Below are 18328 nucleotides of genomic sequence, written 5' to 3' on the forward strand. Positions count from 1 at the left end.
CTTTGAGCCGCGGCAGGCCCTGACCACGCGGCATTGCGGCCGGCCCGGCTCGGCCGGCTGCGCCGCTACGGCAGATCCCGGCGCATCAGGTCGGCGTAGGTCTCGCGGCGCACCACGGCGCGGTGCGCGCCGTCGCGGACGAAGACCACCGGCGGGCGGCGCGCGCCGTTGTAGTTGTTGCTCAGCGCATAGGTGTAAGCGCCGGTGACCGGCACGGCGATCAGGTCCCCGACGCGCGGGTCCGCCAGCGGGACGCCGGTGCTGAGGGTGTCGCCGGACTCGCAGTGCCGGCCCACCAGGTGGCACAGCTCGCCCTCGCCGGTCGGACGGCCGGCGACGGCGGCCTCGAAGCGCTGCTGGTACAGGGAGACTTCGAGGTTGTCGCCCATGCCGCCGTCGACGGCGACGAAGGTGTGGCCTCCGCCGCGCTTGACGGAGACGACCCGGTACAGCGAGACGCCGGACTCGGCGACCATCGAGCGGCCCGGCTCGATGAGGATGCGCGCGTCAGCGGGCAGCAGGCGTCGGGCGACGTCGGTGACGGCGTCGAGGTACGCCTCCACCGTGGGCGGTCGGTCGGCGTAGGTGTAGCGGGAGCCGAGGCCGCCGCCCAGGTCGTAGACGGCGAACTCGCCGAGTTCGGCGACCGCCTCGACGGCCTGCGCGAAGGGTGCGAGGTCCAGGATCTGCGACCCGACGTGCACGTGGACGCCGTCCAGTCGCAGCCGGTCGCTGCCGCGCAGCCGCGCGATCGCCGCCCGGGCCTGCGGCAGGGGCAGACCGAACTTGGAGCCGTTCTGGCCGGTGGACACGGCCTCGTGGGTGTCGGGACGGATGCCGGGGGTGACCCGGACCAGTACTCCCTGCTCCGTCGCGGTGTCGGCGAGGATCTTCTCCAGCCGGTCGATGTCGTCGAAGTTGTCGACGACGACCGTCCCGGCGCCGGCCTCGACGGCGAGGCGCAGCTCCTCCTCGGTCTTGGCGTTGCCGTGGACGACCAGGCCGGCCGGGTCCGCGCCTGCGGCGAGGGCGAGGGTCAGCTCGCCGCCGCTGGCCACGTCGATGCCGAGGCCCTCCTTCGCGAGCAGCCGGATGACGGCGGTGCAGGGGAAGGCCTTGGAGGCGAAGGTGGCGCGGGAGTTCGGCCAACGGGCGGCCAGGCCGTCGGCGTACCGGCGGGCGCGGGCGCGGACCGACGCCTCGTCGAGGATCAGCGCGGGAGTGCCGTAGGACTCGGCGAGTTCGGCCGCCGGTACGCCGCCGATCACCAGTCCGCCGCTCCCGTCCCGGGTGGTCCCGGGCGGGAACAGCCCCACCAGTTCCCGGCCTGCCTGCGTCTGCGTCGTTGCCATCCGCGCTCCTTGTGCCACTGATCCGTTCCGCTCTCCTGCCATGCTCCCGCTACGGTCACTCCGGATCATCGTTGACATCGTCAATACGGTGCTCCCAGAATTGACGCTCACAACAATCCTTCGAGTCGGGGGTGCACCATGCGGGAGTCCGGCGCTCGGGGGCACCTGCCCGTCCGTCAGCTCGTGGACAACATCGGCCCGGCGCTGCTGCGCCTGGTCCAGGAGGGGACCGGCAGCGGCGGGCCGCTCACCGACATCGCCATCCATGCCCCGGGTGCGCCGGCACAGCTCGGCCCCGGGTGCGTGGTGCTGGGGGTCGGCGTGACCACGGAGGCCGAGCTGCGCGAGCTGACCGCGGCCATGCGGCAGGCCGGCGCGGAGGTGCTGGCGGTGAAGGCCCCGGTGCCGCCGTCGGCCGACGACAAGCCGGCGATCATCGAGGTCAACCCGGACGCGTCCTGGATGCACGTGGCGACGACCGTCCGTGAGCAGCTGCTCGAGTACGCGAGGACGCGCGTGCGCTCGGCCGGCAGCGGCGCGGAGCTGTTCGCCCTGGCGAACGCGGTCTATGAGGCCGTCGGCGCCCCGGTCACCATCGAGGACCGCTTCTCCGCGCTGGTCGCCTGGTCGGAGGGGCAGGACCGGACCGACTCCGAGCGGATCGAGACCATCCTGGGGCGGGCCGTGCACCAGCGGACGCTCGCCGAACAGCGCGAGCGTCAGGAATTCGAGCGGCTCCATGCCAGCACCGAACCGGTGTACATGGAGGCGACCGGGGCGGATCAGCTGGCAAGGGTGGCCATCGCGGTCCGGGCCGGTTCGGACGTCCTCGGCTACATCTGGGCCGCCGTCACCGGGCCGCTCGACGAGGCGGCCACAGCCCGGCTGCGCGAATACGCGCCCGTGGTCGCGCTGCAGCTGGTCGGCCTGCGCACGGAGACCAGCTACGCCCGCCGCCAGCGCGGCGAGCTCGCCGCCGCGGTACTCGGCGGGGCGGCCGACCCGGTGGAGGCGAGCCGGCTGCAGCTGGGCTCCGGCCCGTTCTGCGTCCTGGCCGCGGCCCCGCGGCCGGCCGGGAGCACGGGCTCCGACGCGCTGGACGCCGCCGGGCTGCGCCGGTTCGCGGACACGCTGGAGTACTTCCTGGCGGCCGTGCACCCCCGCTCAGCCCTGGTGGCGGGCACCGGAGTGGTGTACGTACTGGCCGCCTGGCCTCCGGAACACGCCACGGCCCTGGAGTCGGCCGTCGCCCTGGCCCGCGACTTCCTCGCGCGGACCCCACTGGCCGGTGACTACGTGGTCGCCGTCGGCGGCCCGGCCGAATCGATGGGCCGGATCGCCGACGCGCGGGCGCAGGCGGACGCCGCGCTGCGGGCGCTGCGGCATCCGGCCGTCCGCGGACCGGCCGTGCGCACCGTGGAGGACATGGCGCTGGCGGTGCTGCTGCTGCACCTCGCCGATGCGACCGAGGCGCTCGGCCTGCCGGACGCCGGCGGCGCGCTGCACCGGCTACGCCAGGAAGAGGGCCAGGACGGTCCGCTGGCGGCGACCCTGGCCGCCTATCTCGCCGCCGCGGGAGCCACCGACACCGCGGCGGAGGCCCTGCACATCCACCCCAACACCATGCGCTACCGGCTGCGCCGTATCCGCGAGGTCTCCGGGCTGGACTTCGCCGATGCCGACGCCATGCTGCTCGCGCACCTTCAGCTCCGGGTGCGCGAGCTGCGGACGGGCGCTTCCCAAGCCTCCGGCTGATCCCGGAACGAGCGCGTGTAGCGGCACCCGTCCAGGTCGACCCAGAGCACCGCGCCGTCCAGGGCGGGGCCGGACGTCAGGCGCTCCGGCAGCCGGGGGTCGGCTCCGATGCGGAACGTCCCGTCGTCGAGCGGGACGAGTTCCGGTTCGTCGCAGGGCGCTTCCACGCCGGTCGCGGCGATCATGTGCAGTCGTCCCGCCCGCTGCACGATGCTGAAGCCGGGATACCAGGGGGTGTAGCTCCGGTAGTGACCTGCGAGTGCGTGCGGGGGAGCGGTCGGCGCGGAGGGGCTGGGGCCCAGTGACTCGGGTCCGTAGAGCCAGCGTCCGTCCAGAGAGTGGTGGTAGGCGGACCATTCTGGGTGATCGCACACCAGCCGTCCGTCCCCCGCGTCGTACAGCCTGCCGGTCACCCCGTCCGAGGTGAGCGAGAGACGGTCGTCCCCCGTGGCCTCGACCCGGATCTGACGCGGCGTCGTTCCGTGGATCCCGACGTAGCGCCGGGCGTCGGGGATCCGCTCCGGGTCGAACAGCGCGGGGTCCGCCGGGGCTCCCTGGACGACCGCGAGCACATGGCGGGCGAAGCGGTCGATGATCTGGCACTCGCCGGGTGCGTTGGTCAGCACGGCGACACCGTGCCCGCCGTCGGTGTCGACGGCGAGGTACGAGCGGTATCCGACCATCCCGCCGGCGTGCGTCAGCCAGGTGCGGCCGTCGATCACTTCCACGTCCACGCCGAGCGCGTAACCGCAACTGACCGCGTCGGCAGGCATCGTGACGATCTGCCGGAAAGATTCCGGCCCGATGATCCTGGTGCCGTCCAGGGTGCCCCGGCCCAGCAGCATGCGGGCGAACAGGCCCAGGTCGGAAGCGGTTGCCAGCACGTTCCCGTCGGCCGACGAATACTCGAAGAAGCCGGCCGGTGCGAGCGGGGACGACGGCAGCGGCGGGCGGTCGTCGCGCAGGAACCGGTACCCGGTGGCGAGTTCGGCGATGTCCTCGTGAGTGATCCGCGCCGCCGAGTCGCGCATGCCCAGGGGGCGCAGCAGCCGTTCGGCCATGGCGTCCGCCAGCGATTCCCCCGTCACCTGCTCGACGATCAACCCCAGCAGGTTGTAGCCCTCGTTGGAGTAGTGGAACAGCTCACCTGGTTCGGCCCAGGTCCTCGCATCGCGCAGCGCGTAGCCGCGTGCGGCGGCATCGGGCAGCGCGTCGGCCCCGGCCACCAGGCCGGAGGTGTGCTGCAGGAGGTGCCGGACGGTGATCGCGCGGGAGCCGCCGTTCGGGGCGAACCAGGGCAGGTGGTCGGCGACCGCCGCGTCGAGGTCCACCTTCCCCTCGTCCGCCAGTATGCCGAGCAAGACGGCGGTGAAGGTCTTGCTGATGGAACCGATCTCGAACCGCGTGCGACGGGAGACCGGCGCCCCGGACTCCGCGTTCGCGAATCCTGCGGTGACGAACGCGGACTCGCCGGTACCGTCGACGACGCTGATCGCGATTCCCGGCACCGGCCACCAGGTCCGCAACCGCTCCGCAAGCTCGGAGAGCACCTCTTGCACATCCATCAGACGCCCGCCTTCCGCGAACCGAATCCCGCGAACCGGTCCGGACCCAGCTCGACCTGGGAAGAGTCGATCTCCGCGTCCGGCCGGTCGCCTTTGACGAACCGTCGGCACAGCGGGTACAGCAGCACGGCCAGCAGCGCCACCGCGAGACTCGTGCCGAACGTCGCGGCCTCGTTGACCGCCGTACTCCACGCCAGGTACCCGATCATCGCCGTGGGCAACGCGACGACCAGGACCGCGCCGGGCCAGCCGCCGGGGACCCGGACCGGCCGGAGCATCTGCGGATACCTCCAGCGGAGGACCAGGAAGGCCACGAATTCCAGCAGGATCGAGGCCAGGGTGAGGAGCACCGTGGCCCGCAGGATCGAGCTGAAGTCGACGGCGGAGAGCACGACGACGACGGTGGTGCTCGCCAGCAGCGCACCCACCGGCGTGTTGAACCGTTTGCTGTCCCGGGCCATCCAGCGCGGCAGGTACGCGTCCGCGGCGAGCGCCCGCGGGACCCGGGTGCTCGTCAGCAGGATCGCCATGAACAGCCCCACCAGGGAGAGCGCCGATCCCAGGGAGATCAGCACCTTCAGCCAGATTCCGCCCAGGGCGTCGCCGACCACGACGAAGTCGCCCTGGACCCAGTCGGCGGGCGAACCCCGGTGCAGCCCGCTGCCGATGGCGGCGATGGTGGGCAGCAGGTAGGCGGCGATGATCAGCGGAACCGAGATGACCAGGGCCCGGGTGTAGGTCCGGTGCGCGTCGGCGACCTCGCCCAGCACGGTGCTCGGGCCGTCGAAGCCGAGGTACAGCCACACGATCACGCTGAGCGCGCCGGCCACCGACGAGGGGACGCTCTGCCCCGGCACCATGAAGGGCGAGAGCACGTTGATCCCGTCGCCGACCGCATGCCAGATGCCGAGGACCGCCAGCACCGCGAACGGTGCGAGGATCAGCAGCATCATCCCGACCGAGTACTCGCTCACCGCCTTGGAGCCGCGGTAGTTCAGGTACGCCATCGGGACGATGAGGGCGACGGTGACGATCCAGTGCAGGTCCACGACGAAACCGCCGTGGAACAGGTCCACGATCACCAGCCCCTTCCCGCGGGCGATGTCCGGGACCCAGGTGGCCAGGTAGTCGACCAGCAGGATCGGGTAGAGGGAAAGGTTCAGCACCGACCCGATCGAATTCCAGGCCCCGAACACGAATGCCGCACCTCTGCCGAGCGCGATCTTCGTCCAGTAGTAGTAGCCGCCGTTGACCGGTATCGCGGCACTCAACTCCGCTGCCACCAGCGCGTTCGGCACGCCGAAGACCACCGGCACCAGGACGATCATGAGCAGGGTCATGCCCGGACCGGCGCTGGAGAGTGAGGCTTCGAGCCCGAAGGGGCCTCCGGACACCGTGAAGAAGAAGATTCCGACCAGGGACAGCACGCCGAGCCTGCGTCTGACCGCCCCGGGCGCCGACCGCGTGATTTCCGGCGGGATCAGTTCGGTCATCCTGGGCTCCATTCTCCGTTCACGCCTGGTCGGCACAACGTACGGGGCGTCACCGGGGCCGTTCTCGTCGTGCGCGCCAAAGCCGGGGCCCGTCGGTTGTCGCTGCCACCAACGCCGGGCTGATCCACCCGGAACACGACGAAGCCCCGGGCGACGAGGTCACCCGGAGCTTCTGACAGGGCTGAGGTTCGGGGCCGGGGCAGGCCGCGCGCAGCGGCTTGAGCGCTGCGCAGTAGCGGACGAGTTCGTTCAGCGACCCGGGCACGAAGGCCGCGACCTTCGCCGTCCAGTCAGACTGCTCGTCGAGCCCGCCGTCGGCGTCGGCCACGCGCTCGGCGTGGGCGAACGGGAGGCTCCTGGGCATGGGGCCGGGGCCGCGAGGCCGTCGCCACGGCCACCGCGCTGGCCTCCCTCGCCTTGATCGCACGGGCCGAGGACATCGCGCACGGCACCACACCTCTCCTGCTCACCTCGCTCGCGATCGGCTTCGTCGCCTGCTACGGCATCGGCTGCATGCTGGCGCCCTGGTACGGGCCGCTGGTGCTGCGCCGGGGGCGTGTCGCCATCGTGGCCGCGATGTTCCTGCTCGGGGTGGCACCGGCCGTGCTTCTCGCGTCGCCCTCCTACCTGACCGATCTGACCTAGGCCCTCTCGATCGGACTCATGCTGCTGCCGCTGCGCCATGCGCTGCTGCTCGGCCTCGTCACGGTGTTGGGGCAGATCGTCTGGATGCGTCTCGCCTAGGGCGATGTGGCCTGGGCGCAGGTGGCCATCCTCGTCGGCGTGACCGCGGCACTCGGCACCGTCTTCGCGCTCAACTTCACGATCGGTCACCTGCGGGCCGCGCGCGAACAGGTCAAGAGGCTGGCCGTGAACGAGGAACGAGAACGGGTCGCCCGGGACATGCACGACGTCCTCGGCCACAGCCTCTCCACGATGACCGTCAAACTGGGGCTGACACGGCGCATCCTGGAGTCCTCCGGAGACGTGGCCCTCGCCGTCGGACAGGTCACCGAGCTCGAAAGCATGGCCCGCACGGCGCTGTCCGACCTGCGGGCCACCATTTCGGACTACCGCACCCTGTCGCTGGACAGCGAACTCGCCGGCGCCCGCATGGCTCTGCATGCCGCCGGCGTACGGGCCGAACTGCCCACCGCGACGCACGCCGTGCGCGCCGAACTGCGCGAGGTGTTCGGCTACATCGTGCGGGAGGCGGTCACCAACGTGCTGCGGCACTCCGACGCCGAACTGTGCACCGTCCGCATCGGACCCGGCTGGGTCGAGGTCACCGACAACGGCAGTTCCAGCCGCGCGGCGGGCGCCGGGAACGGACTCAGCGGCCTCACCGAACGGCTGGCCGCCGTGTCGGGCATGCTCGAACACGGGCCTGACCCGGGCGGCGGGTTCCGGGTCGTCGCCCGCGGGCCGGCCCCGGCGGTCCACCTCGCACCGTCGCAGGAAGCCGGGCCGACATGATCCGTGTCCTGCTGGCCGACGACCAGGCACTCGTACGCGGCGCCCTGGCATCCGTGCTCCGGCTCGAGCCCGACATCGACGTGGTCGCCGAGATCGGCACCGGCACCGAGGTGCTGCCCGCCGCACAGCGGACCGCGCCCGACATCGCGCTGCTCGACGTACAGATGCCCGGCAGGGACGGCTTGGCCGTCGCCGCCGATCTCCATCGGGCGCTGCCCGGCTGCCGCGCCATCATCTGCACAACCTTCAGCCGGCCCGGCTACCTCTGGCGGGCGATGTCCGTGGGCGCTGCCGGCTACGTCGTGAAGGACTCCCCGCCCGAACAACTGGTCGACGCGATCCGCCGCGTCCACACCGGCCTGCGCTTCGTGGATCCGGCCCTCGCCGCGGAAGCACTGGCCGGCGGCGCGAGCCCGCTGACCGAGCGCGAAGCGGAGGTGCTGCGCGCCGCCGCCGACGGCGGCACCGTAGCCGACATCGCCAGGACACTCCGACTGTCCCAGGGCACCGTGCGCAACCACCTGTCGTCAGCGATCGGCAAGACACAGGCCCGCACCCGCGCCGAGGCAGCCCGGCGCGCGGAGACCAACGGCTGGCTCTGACCGCGGTCCCGTCGAGCCGCAATCAGCGGTCTGGCCGCGGTGCAAGGACCCTCCCCTCAGCCACGTCGACGCCTTCGATCGCCCGTCCCCTCCCCAGCGGCGAAGGATGCCTCGCCGCCTCCACGGGGCGCTGGGTCGTGGACCACGCCGTCAAACTTGGCCGCGATCCGGCCGACGAGGACATGACCCGGCATCTGGCGACCGAAGTTGCTGAACCGGTGATCCACAGGCTTCGATGAGCCCCGTGTCCCGAACCTCCTGCATACCCGGACGCCGCTGTCGAGCGGTCCGGCGAACGACTGTCACGGCGTTGAGGACCACGATGCTGGGCCTGCTCGCGCTGACCGGCTGCACCCGGGCGGACGAGCCGTCGTCCCTCCCGCCCGCCGGCGTCTACCAGCACGCTGCAGCAGCCGAGAAGTCCCAGGCCGAGCCGATCGCGCCCGACGGCGTGGCAGGGGCTCTCACCCGGCCGTTGCGGGCGGCCGGTTGGTTCTGTGTGCAGGCCCGAGCCAATGCGGACGGTCGTGCACTGTGGTGCCGGATCGCGCGCCACGACGCGTCGGACACGGCCCGTTCGCAGGTGGCGCAGTTCCTGCTGGACCGCGACGACCGGCTCGTCTGGGCTTGGTTCCCGCCCGTCGAGACGGCTTCGGAGGCCAACGAGGTTGTCGCGGCTGCGGCGCCGACGCTGACCGCGATCTGGCCCGGCGCCGGTGACCGCGTGCGGGAGGAGATCAACGACTTCGAGGACGAGCACCGCACGGACACGGCGGGGCACGACGACGGAACACCCCGAGCGGGATGGCGCGACACGCACGCGGAGTACGGATACGACGGGCTCAACGGACTGGTCGTCACCGCCCGGGACGCCTCCGTGCGGCGCTGGCCGTTCGGCTCCGACCACTATGCGACCTCGATGAGCTCCGCTGTGGACGATCTCCTCGCCGGTGGCTACGACTGCTTCTATCCACCCCAGCAGAACTGCAACCGCGTCCAGTCGAACGGCTACTTCCGTGTCACCCTCCGCGGTGACCAGATCGTCTCGGCCCAGTTCGGCATCGGCAGTCGGATCGAGGCCGGACGGCAACGACACCTGCTCAGTGAGGAGTTCCCGCACGGCCTCGCCTTCCTCACGGAGGCGGTCCGTCGTCCCGTCACGGAGCGCATCGAACAGTCCCGTCGAACCGGCACCAGCTTCGCCGGCATCGTGGCCGGCACGGTCGTGATCATCGACGCGCGCACGAGCGCGCTCGACGGAGGTGATCTCGTGGCCTACCTCGACATCCAGATCGGCGCACCGCTGGCCGCGACCCTGCCCGTCTGAGCACGCGACCAGGACGGGGTGCCGCTGGCGGATGCGTCACCTCGGGCTGCCCCGTCCGTCGAGAATTGCGAGGGCGAACCGGCATGACAGCCAGGAACTGATCCCTCAAGCCAACGGCATACCGCCGATCCGGCCCCCCGAGGACCCCGACGACGCAGGCCAGGCGAGCCTGGCGAACCTCGCCCGGTCGAAGCACTGGTTGCCGATGTCGTCCGTTGCGCTCCGCGGTCAAGGCGCGCACGCAGCAACTCGGACCACGCTGGGCGTGCCGACTCAGCGCATCGAGCAGCTGACCGGTCGGATCCAGCACCTCGACCGGCGTCTGGCCCGGCTGGTGGAGCACCACTTCCCGCAGCGGTTGGCTCCGGTGGGCATCGGGCCGGACAGCGCCGCAACCTTGATGATCACCATGGGGGACACCCCGGAACGGATAGCGAGGCGTCGTTCGCCGCACTGTGCGGGGTCAGCCCTGTCGAGCACTCCTCGGGGCGCGAGCGGTGCTGGCGGCTCAACCGTGGGGGAGACCGGCAGGAAAACTCGGCACTCCACCGGATCGTGCACGCTCGGCTCGGCTTCGATCCCGGCACCCGCGAGACCACTACGAGCGACGCCTCAAAGAGGGCAAGACCCGACGCGAGATCGTCCGCTGCCTCAAACGCTCCGGAAGCGTCCGAAGAGTCCGAAGCGTCCGAAGTGTGCGATCGTGACGATTGTTCCCTTTTGGGCTTCGGTCCCGACGTCGCCCCAGCTGCCAACGGAATGACCGTAGTTGGCCGTGAGAGCGGTGCCGGTGGCAATGCTCTTGGCTGACTGTTCCACGGTAGAGGATTGCCCCGGTCGATGCCGGCGGTCCCGCGGGCGGCCCGACCGCGTCTTCTCGGGAGGGGCCGTTTATGAGCAGCGGGTTGGGCTGGCGCTGTCGCCGGTCTCTGTCACGATGGCCCATCGATGCGCGAGGCGTCGACCGGCCTCGACGAGTTCGCGCGGGCGAACGTCCGTGAGTTCGGCATCGAAGGTGGCGAGGATGCCGGCGATCCCAGCCCAGGACCAGGCGCCGAGGGTGAGACGACAGTGGTCGGTGTCGAGGTGTTCGACGACCGAGCCGCCTGGCGCCCAGCGGGCGACGACGCCTGCGGGCAGGTTGAGCCGGGCGCTGCCGGTGCATGGCCAGGCAGCGGGGGTGTCGCCGCGGTCGTGGCTGCGCATGACGAACTGGGCGAGGTCCTCTCCGGGAAGCTCGCGCGCGGTGAAGCGGTGCGTCGTCGGGCGGGTATGGAGCCGGTCGACACGCTGCACCCGCCACGCGTGGTCTGTGAGGTCGTAGGCGACCAGGTACCACCGACCGGCCCAGACGACCAGGTGGTGGGGCTCGATGCGGCGGGCGGGCAGGAAGTCGTCGTCGCCGGGTTCCGGGCGTGAGCCGTCGGCGCGCAGCCTTTCGGCAACGAGCACATGCCGGTTTCGCACCGCGGCCCCCACGGCGGTGAGCGCGGTCGAGTCGATGGGTGGTGCCGGGAACTCCCAGTAGTTCTGGAGCCTGGTCAGGCGCAGGGATTCCATGGATGCCCGCAGCGGAGCGGGCATCACCTGTTCCAGGGCGGCCAGCGCCCTCGCCGCGTCGTCTCCCAGGCCGAACACCGTGCTGGGCGCGGTCTGCAGGGCCACCGCGACCGCGAGGGCCTGATCGTCGTCAAACAGTAGTGGCGGGAGGGTGTGTCCGGCACCGAGCCGGTAGCCGCCGTCGGGGCCATGGAGGGTGGTGATCGGGTAGTCGAGCCGGCGCAAGGTCTCGATGTCGCGGCGGACGGTGCGCTCACTGACCCCGAGCCTGGTGGCCAGTTCATGCAGCGGCCACTGCCGGCGCGATCCGAGGAGGGACAACAACCGCAATGCCCGTCGTGAAGTGCTCGCCATTGCCCCATCATGGCCGGTCCTGGCCACTCGGTGTCCACTACCGGTGTCATCGTCGGTCCGCGAAGGCAACTGACGGTGAAAGGGATCGATATGCGTGTCGTTGTGGTTGGTGGCGGGATCGGTGGGCTCGCGCTGGCGGCGGGGTTGCGTCGTCGGGGTTTCGAGGTGGCGGCGTTCGACCGCGACACCGAGGTCACGGAGACGGGCGGCTATCACATCACCTTGGACGAGCGGGCGCAGTCGGCGCTGCGGGAACTGGTGGCGCCGGAGATCATGGAGCGTCTGCTGGCGTCGGCCTCGGCGCTGCGACTGCGCGACCGCGATGCGTTCTGGGACCGCCGAGGCCGGCTCCTCGGCCACGGGCCGGACCTCAGCAGTGATGCCGGCGTCGACATCGACCGCATCACCCTGCGCACGCTGCTGGCCGAGGCGGTCGGCGATGACCTGCACCTGGGACAGACCGTGTCCGGCGTCGGCCACGACGATGACGGCAGACCGCAGGTGCGGTTCACCGATGCCGCACCCGTCACGGCTGATCTGGTGGTGGGCGCGGACGGTGCCCACTCCGTCGTCGCCCGGTACCTGGCCGGCGGCCCGACCAACAGCCCGGCGGGCATCATCGGGTTCTCCGGCCGCACCTCCCTCGGAGATCTGAGCCCTCGTGAACAGCAGCGGCTCGGACCACGATCGGGGCTGGCAATAGGACCTCGGGGTGCGGCGCTCTACGTCGGCTTCCTCGACCCGGTCGGCAACGCCGTGCTCGATGCACCCGAGCTGCGGATGTCCGTCACCACCGGACCCACCTACATCTGGGGCGGCATGTTCCCCGAATCCGCCGCCACCGACGCCCTGCGTGCTCTGCGTGCCGGCGAGTTGCAGGCCGCGCTGCTGGACCGGTTCCGTGCGCGGGGCTGGGCCGAGCACGCGCTCGAGGTCATCACCCGCGCTGACCCGCACAGCGTGGCCGCATTCCGCTTCAATGCCGCCTCGACCCGCGCATCCGACCTCGCACCATGGCCCGCAGGCCGGATCACCGCACTCGGCGACGCCGTCCACGCGACACCACCAACCGCCGGAATGGGCGCCGGCGCAGCCATCCGCGACGCCGCCGGCCTGCTCGAGGGGCTGAGCGAAGTCGCCGACGGTGCCAGCACGCTCACCGTGGCCGTCAGCAGGTTCGAGGCAGGTATGCGCCAGCGCGGCAGCGAGATCCTCACCCTGGCCATGAAGACAGTCCGCTGGATTCTGGCCACCGAAACCACACTCGGTGCCGCCGCCACCGCCGCGACCACCCCGATCCTGGCCACGGCCGCCCGGCTGCGCCGACCTCATCGCCGCGAGCCGTCGTCGGGCACGCCTTTGCCGATCTGAAGAACGGGCAGGTCCGTACGAAACTGCGGTTCCTACGAAACTGCGGTTCCTTCGAAACTGCGGTTCCTTGCCGATGCTGTGGCAGCACGGCCTTCGGGCCCTGCGTGAGCGAGTGTCAGCACGGGCGGGCGGGTCGGCCCCGAACGCGCAGCCGGGGCCCACTCACGCCAGGCGTCCAGTCTCGCGCCGGGCTACTCCAGCCGTGGGGGGCCACGCCGGGCGATCTTCAGGCTCCGGGCTCTCTCGAATGCCTGGCCGATCGCTAGGGCGAGTGAGGCCGCGTACTACTCCGCGTGGCTCGTCAGCGTGTATGCGTCGCCCCTGTCACCAACCATGTCGCGCCAGTGCTTTTCAGCGGAGCGGATGAGGTCGTCGCCGAGGCGTTCGAGGAATCGGCCTGCCAGGGCGAGCCGGGCTCCGGCAGCGGTCTCGGCCCCGAAGAGATCGGCGCCACGCAGCGCGGTGGCGGCGAACCGCTGGTTGGCGGCGACGCTGGCCGCGACGGTCCGCAAGCCCGCCTTGTCGTCGAGGAAATACCGGTGGCGGCGGCCACCGTCATCGCGACCGCGGCGGATCAGATCCTGCCGTTCCAGCAGGCGGACCGCGTGCGAGATGGTCGCCGCGCTGACTTGCAGGTGCTGCGCCATCTCGATGGCGGTGCGACTGCCGGTCTCGGAAGCGAACAGGCAGGCCATCACGCGGGCGGCGGTGCGCGGGAGGCCGGTTTCGACAAGTGCTGTGGTGAGGTCGGTGACGAACGCGGCCGTTGCGTCGGGGTCAGGGCCGAGATGCTCGATGGGCCGCTGCACCGGGGCGGGGGGCCGCGGCCGGCGCTGGGCTCGGTGGGTGGTCGCGAGCTGTGCCAGTTCCGCGCGGTACCGGCCAGGTCCGCCGTTGCGCGCGACCTCGCGGCCCACCGTCGAGGCGGGACGGTTCAGGCGTCTGGCGATGTCGGCGTAACTCAGGCGCTGCGCCAACCCCGCGGCGATCTGTTGCCGGTCGGCTCTGGTCAGCCTGCGTCCTGGCATCGGGTCGGTTCCTCTGATTCGGTCGTCTCGGCACACAGTGTGTGCACTGGTCGCCGATCGTTGCAACACCCTCTCGTTCGCCGTGCGTTGACCATCACTGTCATTGCATCGACAGTTGCGGAGCTGACCAGCGCAAACAGCACGGTTCCGAGGAGATCGCCGTTGACTGGCATTTCGACTCGGACCTAACGTTCGGCTCCGATCGCCGAGCACGGGTGTCAGGTGGTCTCCCAGGGAGAAGCGAGACGGCAGCGCGGCCAAGGTCGCCGTCGAGCTGATCTCCAGACGCACCCCGAGTCGTCCATGCGATCCGTCCACCGAACCGTTCCCCTCGACGCCCGGTGAGACGCAGCACAACGCAGCAACAGATGTCGATCGATTGTCAGGAGCATCCCATGCGAGCCAAAGGCATCACCTACGACACCGGCTTCACTCCGGGCGGAAAGAGTTCGCGGCCCGTCTTCGACGCCGACGCGGTGCGACGCGAGATCCGCGTCATCGCAGACGACCTGCACTGCGATGCCGTGCGGATCACCGGCGGCGACCCTGGGCGACTGGCCCTTGCGGCCCGGCATGCCGCCGATGCCGGGCTTGAGGTCTGGTTCTCCCCGTTCCCTTGCGAACTGTCCGCCGAAGAGCTGCTGCCCTACTTCGCCACCTGTGCCGACCGCGCCCAGGAGGTGGGAGCGGACGTCTTCGTCACCGGCTGCGAGCTGAGCCTGTTTGCCGCCGACATTCTCCCCGGAGACGACAGCCTCGCCAGAATCGAAGCCCTGACCGGCGGCGTCCCCGAGGCATTGGCCGGGCTCGCCGAGGTTCCTGCCCGGCTGAACTCCTTGCTGGCCAACATCGCAGAGACGGTGCGTTCACGGTTCCGCGGAAAGATCACCTACGCCTCCGGACCATGGGAACAGGTCGATTGGGCGCCCTTCGACATCGTAAGTGCGGACGCCTACGGCGATTCCAGTGACGCCTTCCGTCAGGGCCTGCGCGAGTACTTCCGGCACGGCAAGCCGCTCGCGGCGACCGAATTCGGCTGCTGCACCTACCGGGGAGCAGCCGAGCGCGGCGGCACGGGCTGGGTAGATGTCGTCGATCACGACGCCGATCCGCCCCGCATCAACGGCGATTACGTCCGCGACGAGGAAGAACAGGCCCACTACCTGCGCGAGATGCTCGCCGTCTTCGACGAGGAAGGCGTGGACACCGTCTTCTGGTTCACCTTCGCCGGCTACGAGTACCCGCACCACGCCGACCCGCGCTTCGACCTCGACATGGCCTCCTACGGGGTATGCAAGCTGATGCCCGACGGCAGCCTCGCCCCCAAGCGTTCCTTCCACGCCATGGCCAAGGCATACCAATCAGCAACGTCAGCGTTGCCGGTCCAGGGTGAGGACGGCCCTACCGATGATTCAGAATGCCGTGCGTAGTCGTCTCAAGCAGATGATGCTGCAGGCGAGTTCGAGGAGTCCTTGGTGGAGGTCGGCGCGTATCTCGTAGCGGATTCGCAGGCGTTTGAATTGGTGAAGCCAGGCGAAGGTGCGCTCTACCATCCAACGGGTCTTGCCCAGGCCGGACCCGTGCGGAGTGCCGCGGCGGGCGATCTTCGGTGTGATGCCCCGCTTGCGGATCAGGCGCCGGTACTTGTCGAAGTCGTAACCGCGATCGGCGAACAGCCTCCGCGGCCGGTGCCGTGGCCGGCCTCGCAGTCCCCGAATACGGGGGAGGGTATCCAGCAGCGGCAAGACCTTCCTGCCGGCCGGGGTAATCCGTGTCCGTGATGGGGGCTCTTGCCGACGTCCAGGCCGAGAGAGACGCTCACGTCGGCGAGGTGGCCGGGGGCAGAGCGTTCCGGGTCGCGTAATTTGTTGTAGGTCTCGACGTCGAGCGCAAAGCTGTCACCGCCGCGGATGGCACGTGGGCTCTGCGTGCACTTGAGCTGGATATCCACCATGAGACCGCGTGAGCGAAGGGTGACATCGACGCCGTCCTTGTCCACGTTCCAGTCGCAGATCGTGTAGCCGTCCTGCGTGGCGAGCGCATGCACGTAAGCACGGCTGACTTGCGCTTTCTGCCAGCGAATGCGCATTTTGGTGCCGAAGGTCCTGAACGTTGCACATGAGCCGCTGCGTCTGACGGCGGGGCCGCGCTGTGCGGTTTTCGGCGTGTCTTGGTTGCGTTCCAGCTCGTCGCTTCCGACTCTGCGTTTCTGCAGACGAAGTTCAAGACCGTCATCGACTACATCGGCGACAACGTCACTCCCGACAAGCACTTCCTGAAGGCCAAGCTCAAGACCGCCAAGGCGGATTGGGGAGAGGTCCACAAGACCGCGGACCTGATCGACACCCAGATGACGTCCCTGCCCGTCCAGAGTGACTGCCTGGCCAAGGCGGCCCGATCCGACGACCGCACCGACCTCACTGCTCTCGTCCATCGGACAGGCGGCGAAGGACGTCCTCGCCAACTCCCCGGAAGAGGCGTCATCCGCTCCGGGGCTCGCCGGCCACGTGAAGAACGCCCAAGGGCACGCACGCACGTGGCTGGACTCGACCTCGCACAGTGTCGAGGAGCCTCTGCATGCGATCCGGTCCTTCACCGCCGCCTACATGGACACCACAGCTACGCACCTGGCGGAACTCGCCGCCTCGGTGAAGGCCGGCGGCACTCTGGGGTGCCGTCAATGGACATGGCTGGGCCCGCCTTCCGCGGAGGTGGTGATGACGAACGGACACATGCTCACCCCACCGAAATCACCTCGGGGAAATGTTCCGCATCGACCACTCGAACAGATGATCTGTGTCGCTCAAACCTCCAGGCAGGCATCAGGCCAGAGCTTGACCGAGAACGGCCGGGCACAGGCGAAGGCACCGGCCAGGAGCCACACATACGTGAGGACGGCGGCTGTCACGGCGCCCGATGGCGGTCGGTCTCCCGTGCCGTCGTCGTCCTCGTTGAGGCCGGGCGCGTCTGGATCACGCAGCGGCTTGAGGCCGCCACCGGCGGGGCGGTGAAGCCCTTCTGGGGCGTGGCATTCTTCGAGGGCCGGTGGCCGCCCGCAGTCTGCGCAGCCCGTGCCACGCCGCCGTCTCCGGCACAGCATCCGGACAATCGCGGTCGCCACGCGACGGCCGGCGATGTAGAAGGTGCAGGTACCAGCGTCCTGCTCAGCCGGCAAAGCGTCGTGCCGGTCGGTGAACTGGTCTGCGCGAGCATGCTCCAGGCGGCGCCGCATCCGTTCACCATCAAGAACTTGACGCTTTCACGCACTGCTCTGCCTAATGTAGTGATCATGACCGATTCCGCCGATGTCCGCCGCATCGCCCTCGCCCTGCCTCAGACGGAGGAGAAGCTGGCCTGGGGCATGCCCACGTTCCGGGTCGCCGGGAAGATGTTCATCACCCTCCCCGACGACGAGACGTCCTTCGCCGTGAAGTGCCCCATCCATGAGCGGCGGGAGCTGATCGCGGCGGAACCGGAGAAGTTCTGGGTTCCGCCGCACGAGGCAGGCTCCGCGTGGGTTCGGGTGAGGCTGGTCGCACTTGAAGACATGCAAGAGCTGCGGGACATCCTCGTGGATTCCTGGAAACAAGCGGCCCCGGCACAGCTGGTGGACGCCTTTCTCAAGGGGGATTGAGGCCCCGAGGGACTGGCGCTGAGCGACTACACGACGTCGTACCGCGCCTCGGCGAGCTGCACGCGGGCGAAGGAAATCAGGGCTCCTCACCGCGCATGGACTCCATGAGTACCCTCACTCAGGAGCCGCCGGCCGAGGGGAACCCCTCAGGGCTCACCGCCTCCACACGTCGTGGGCCTTGTCGTCCGCGACAGCCCGGAGCTTGTCCGGGTTGGCCACCTTGTGGATGGCGGTGATGCGGCCGTCGGCGTCGAAAGCGAAGCTGACGGTGGAGATTACCCGGTCCCGGACGCTGAACAGGATGCCCGGGACGCCGACGATCTCGACGAGCTCGGCGCGCATATCGGCGGGCTCGACGCCCTGGCAGGTGACCGCGCCGATTGCTGCGAACCAGGAGGCTACCGTCTGTGCGCCCACAACCGGACGCAGCGCCTGGCGGACCTTGCCGCCGCCGGTCCACAGGGTGACGTCCGGGGACAGCAGCTCCATGAGGGTGGTGATGTCCCTGCCGGTCGCGGTGGCGAAGAACCGCTCGGTGACCTCGCGCTGCCGGGAGCGGTCAGCGGTGAAGCGGGGCCGCCGTGCCTGTACGTGCCCACACGCGCGGTGCGCGGCCTGTCGTATCGCGGCCCCCCAGCGACGAGGTTCGCGCGTCCGTTGAAGGGGCGGCCAAGGCGTCCGGGCAATGGGTCCCGGGGCGTCCGCGGATCGCCATCGCGATCGGATCGTCGTTGTCTACGTGCGCCGGTCCACGCGGCATCAGGTCGTGGCGGACGTGGAGTTGACGCGCTCGCAGTATGCGCCGGTGGAC

Annotated in this window: 14 protein-coding genes and 4 pseudogenes; 10 read left to right on the forward strand and 8 right to left on the reverse strand. The window is 70.2% G+C overall.

The features are described 5' to 3' along the window. Positions 1-65 precede the first annotated feature (65 nt). Positions 66-1352, reverse strand: a complete 1287-nt coding sequence (lysA, locus tag AC5677_RS38245) for a diaminopimelate decarboxylase (RefSeq protein WP_497192472.1) — start codon at positions 1350-1352, stop codon at positions 66-68. A gap of 138 nt (positions 1353-1490) precedes the next feature. On the opposite strand from lysA, the gene AC5677_RS38250 reads away from it, so the two are divergent. Beyond that, on the forward strand, positions 1491-3107 hold the full coding sequence (locus AC5677_RS38250) for a helix-turn-helix domain-containing protein (protein ID WP_497192473.1): 1617 nt from the start codon (positions 1491-1493) through the stop codon (positions 3105-3107). On the opposite strand, the gene AC5677_RS38255 is transcribed toward AC5677_RS38250, so the two are convergent. Beyond that, on the reverse strand, positions 3056-4672 hold the full coding sequence (locus AC5677_RS38255; RefSeq protein WP_497192474.1) for a serine hydrolase domain-containing protein: 1617 nt from the start codon (positions 4670-4672) through the stop codon (positions 3056-3058). The genes AC5677_RS38250 and AC5677_RS38255 overlap by 52 nt on opposite strands. Further along, positions 4672-6165, reverse strand: a complete 1494-nt coding sequence (locus AC5677_RS38260; protein ID WP_497192475.1) for an APC family permease — start codon at positions 6163-6165, stop codon at positions 4672-4674. The genes AC5677_RS38255 and AC5677_RS38260 overlap by 1 nt, the downstream gene beginning before the upstream one ends. 417 nt (positions 6166-6582) lie before the next feature. On the opposite strand from AC5677_RS38260, the gene AC5677_RS38265 reads away from it, so the two are divergent. From AC5677_RS38265 to AC5677_RS38290, 6 genes and pseudogenes are all read left to right on the forward strand, one after another. Further along, a complete protein-coding gene (locus AC5677_RS38265; protein WP_497192476.1) occupies positions 6583-6810 on the forward strand; it encodes a hypothetical protein in 228 nt (75 codons plus the stop codon). A 138-nt stretch (positions 6811-6948) separates the two neighbouring features. Continuing rightward, entirely contained in the window at positions 6949-7641 is a 693-nt protein-coding gene (locus AC5677_RS38270; RefSeq protein WP_497192477.1) for a sensor histidine kinase, read from the forward strand. Beyond that, positions 7638-8243, forward strand: a complete 606-nt coding sequence (locus tag AC5677_RS38275) for a response regulator transcription factor (RefSeq protein ID WP_497192478.1) — start codon at positions 7638-7640, stop codon at positions 8241-8243. The genes AC5677_RS38270 and AC5677_RS38275 overlap by 4 nt, the downstream gene beginning before the upstream one ends. Before the next feature lie 310 nt (positions 8244-8553). Then, on the forward strand, positions 8554-9570 hold the full coding sequence (locus AC5677_RS38280) for a hypothetical protein (protein WP_497192479.1): 1017 nt from the start codon (positions 8554-8556) through the stop codon (positions 9568-9570). A gap of 43 nt (positions 9571-9613) precedes the next feature. Continuing rightward, positions 9614-9738 (forward strand): annotated as a pseudogene (locus AC5677_RS38285) (IS5/IS1182 family transposase); the annotation flags it as partial. Between the two features lie 285 nt (positions 9739-10023). Continuing rightward, on the forward strand, positions 10024-10380 hold the full coding sequence (locus AC5677_RS38290) for a transposase (RefSeq protein ID WP_497196911.1): 357 nt from the start codon (positions 10024-10026) through the stop codon (positions 10378-10380). Between the two features lie 81 nt (positions 10381-10461). Here AC5677_RS38290 and AC5677_RS38295 read toward each other — a convergent pair whose 3' ends face one another. Then, a complete protein-coding gene (locus AC5677_RS38295; RefSeq protein ID WP_497192480.1) occupies positions 10462-11484 on the reverse strand; it encodes a helix-turn-helix transcriptional regulator in 1023 nt (340 codons plus the stop codon). Positions 11485-11574: 90 nt separating this feature from the next. Here AC5677_RS38295 and AC5677_RS38300 point away from each other — a divergent pair, with 90 nt between their 5' ends. Continuing rightward, the gene (locus tag AC5677_RS38300) at positions 11575-12855 is read left to right on the forward strand and encodes an FAD-dependent oxidoreductase (protein WP_497192481.1); all 1281 of its coding nucleotides are present in this window, start codon (positions 11575-11577) and stop codon (positions 12853-12855) included. 284 nt (positions 12856-13139) lie between these two features. Here the strand turns inward: AC5677_RS38300 and AC5677_RS38305 are convergent, their stop codons facing one another. After that, positions 13140-13883 carry a helix-turn-helix domain-containing protein gene (locus tag AC5677_RS38305; RefSeq protein ID WP_497192482.1) on the reverse strand — a complete coding sequence of 248 codons (744 nt, stop codon included), beginning with the start codon at positions 13881-13883 and terminating at the stop codon, positions 13140-13142. Positions 13884-14251: 368 nt separating this feature from the next. On the opposite strand from AC5677_RS38305, the gene AC5677_RS38310 reads away from it, so the two are divergent. Beyond that, complete coding sequence (locus tag AC5677_RS38310) at positions 14252-15313, forward strand: glycoside hydrolase family 113 protein (protein WP_497192483.1); 1062 nt, start codon at positions 14252-14254, stop codon at positions 15311-15313. Here AC5677_RS38310 and AC5677_RS38315 read toward each other — a convergent pair. Beyond that, a pseudogene (locus AC5677_RS38315) lies at positions 15296-15634 on the reverse strand (transposase); the annotation flags it as partial. The gene AC5677_RS38310 and the pseudogene AC5677_RS38315 sit on opposite strands and share 18 nt — an antisense overlap. A gap of 113 nt (positions 15635-15747) precedes the next feature. Beyond that, positions 15748-16317, reverse strand: a pseudogene (locus tag AC5677_RS38320) (DUF4365 domain-containing protein); the annotation flags it as partial. Positions 16318-17172: 855 nt separating this feature from the next. On the opposite strand from AC5677_RS38320, the gene AC5677_RS38325 reads away from it, so the two are divergent. Further along, positions 17173-17517, forward strand: a complete 345-nt coding sequence (locus AC5677_RS38325; RefSeq protein WP_497196912.1) for an MmcQ/YjbR family DNA-binding protein — start codon at positions 17173-17175, stop codon at positions 17515-17517. A 153-nt stretch (positions 17518-17670) separates the two neighbouring features. Here the strand turns inward: AC5677_RS38325 and AC5677_RS38330 are convergent. After that, positions 17671-18147, reverse strand: a pseudogene (locus tag AC5677_RS38330) (sigma-70 family RNA polymerase sigma factor family protein); the annotation flags it as partial. Between the last annotated feature and the right edge of the window lie 181 nt (positions 18148-18328).

The organism is Streptomyces sp. JLSY215 (assembly GCF_059682825.1).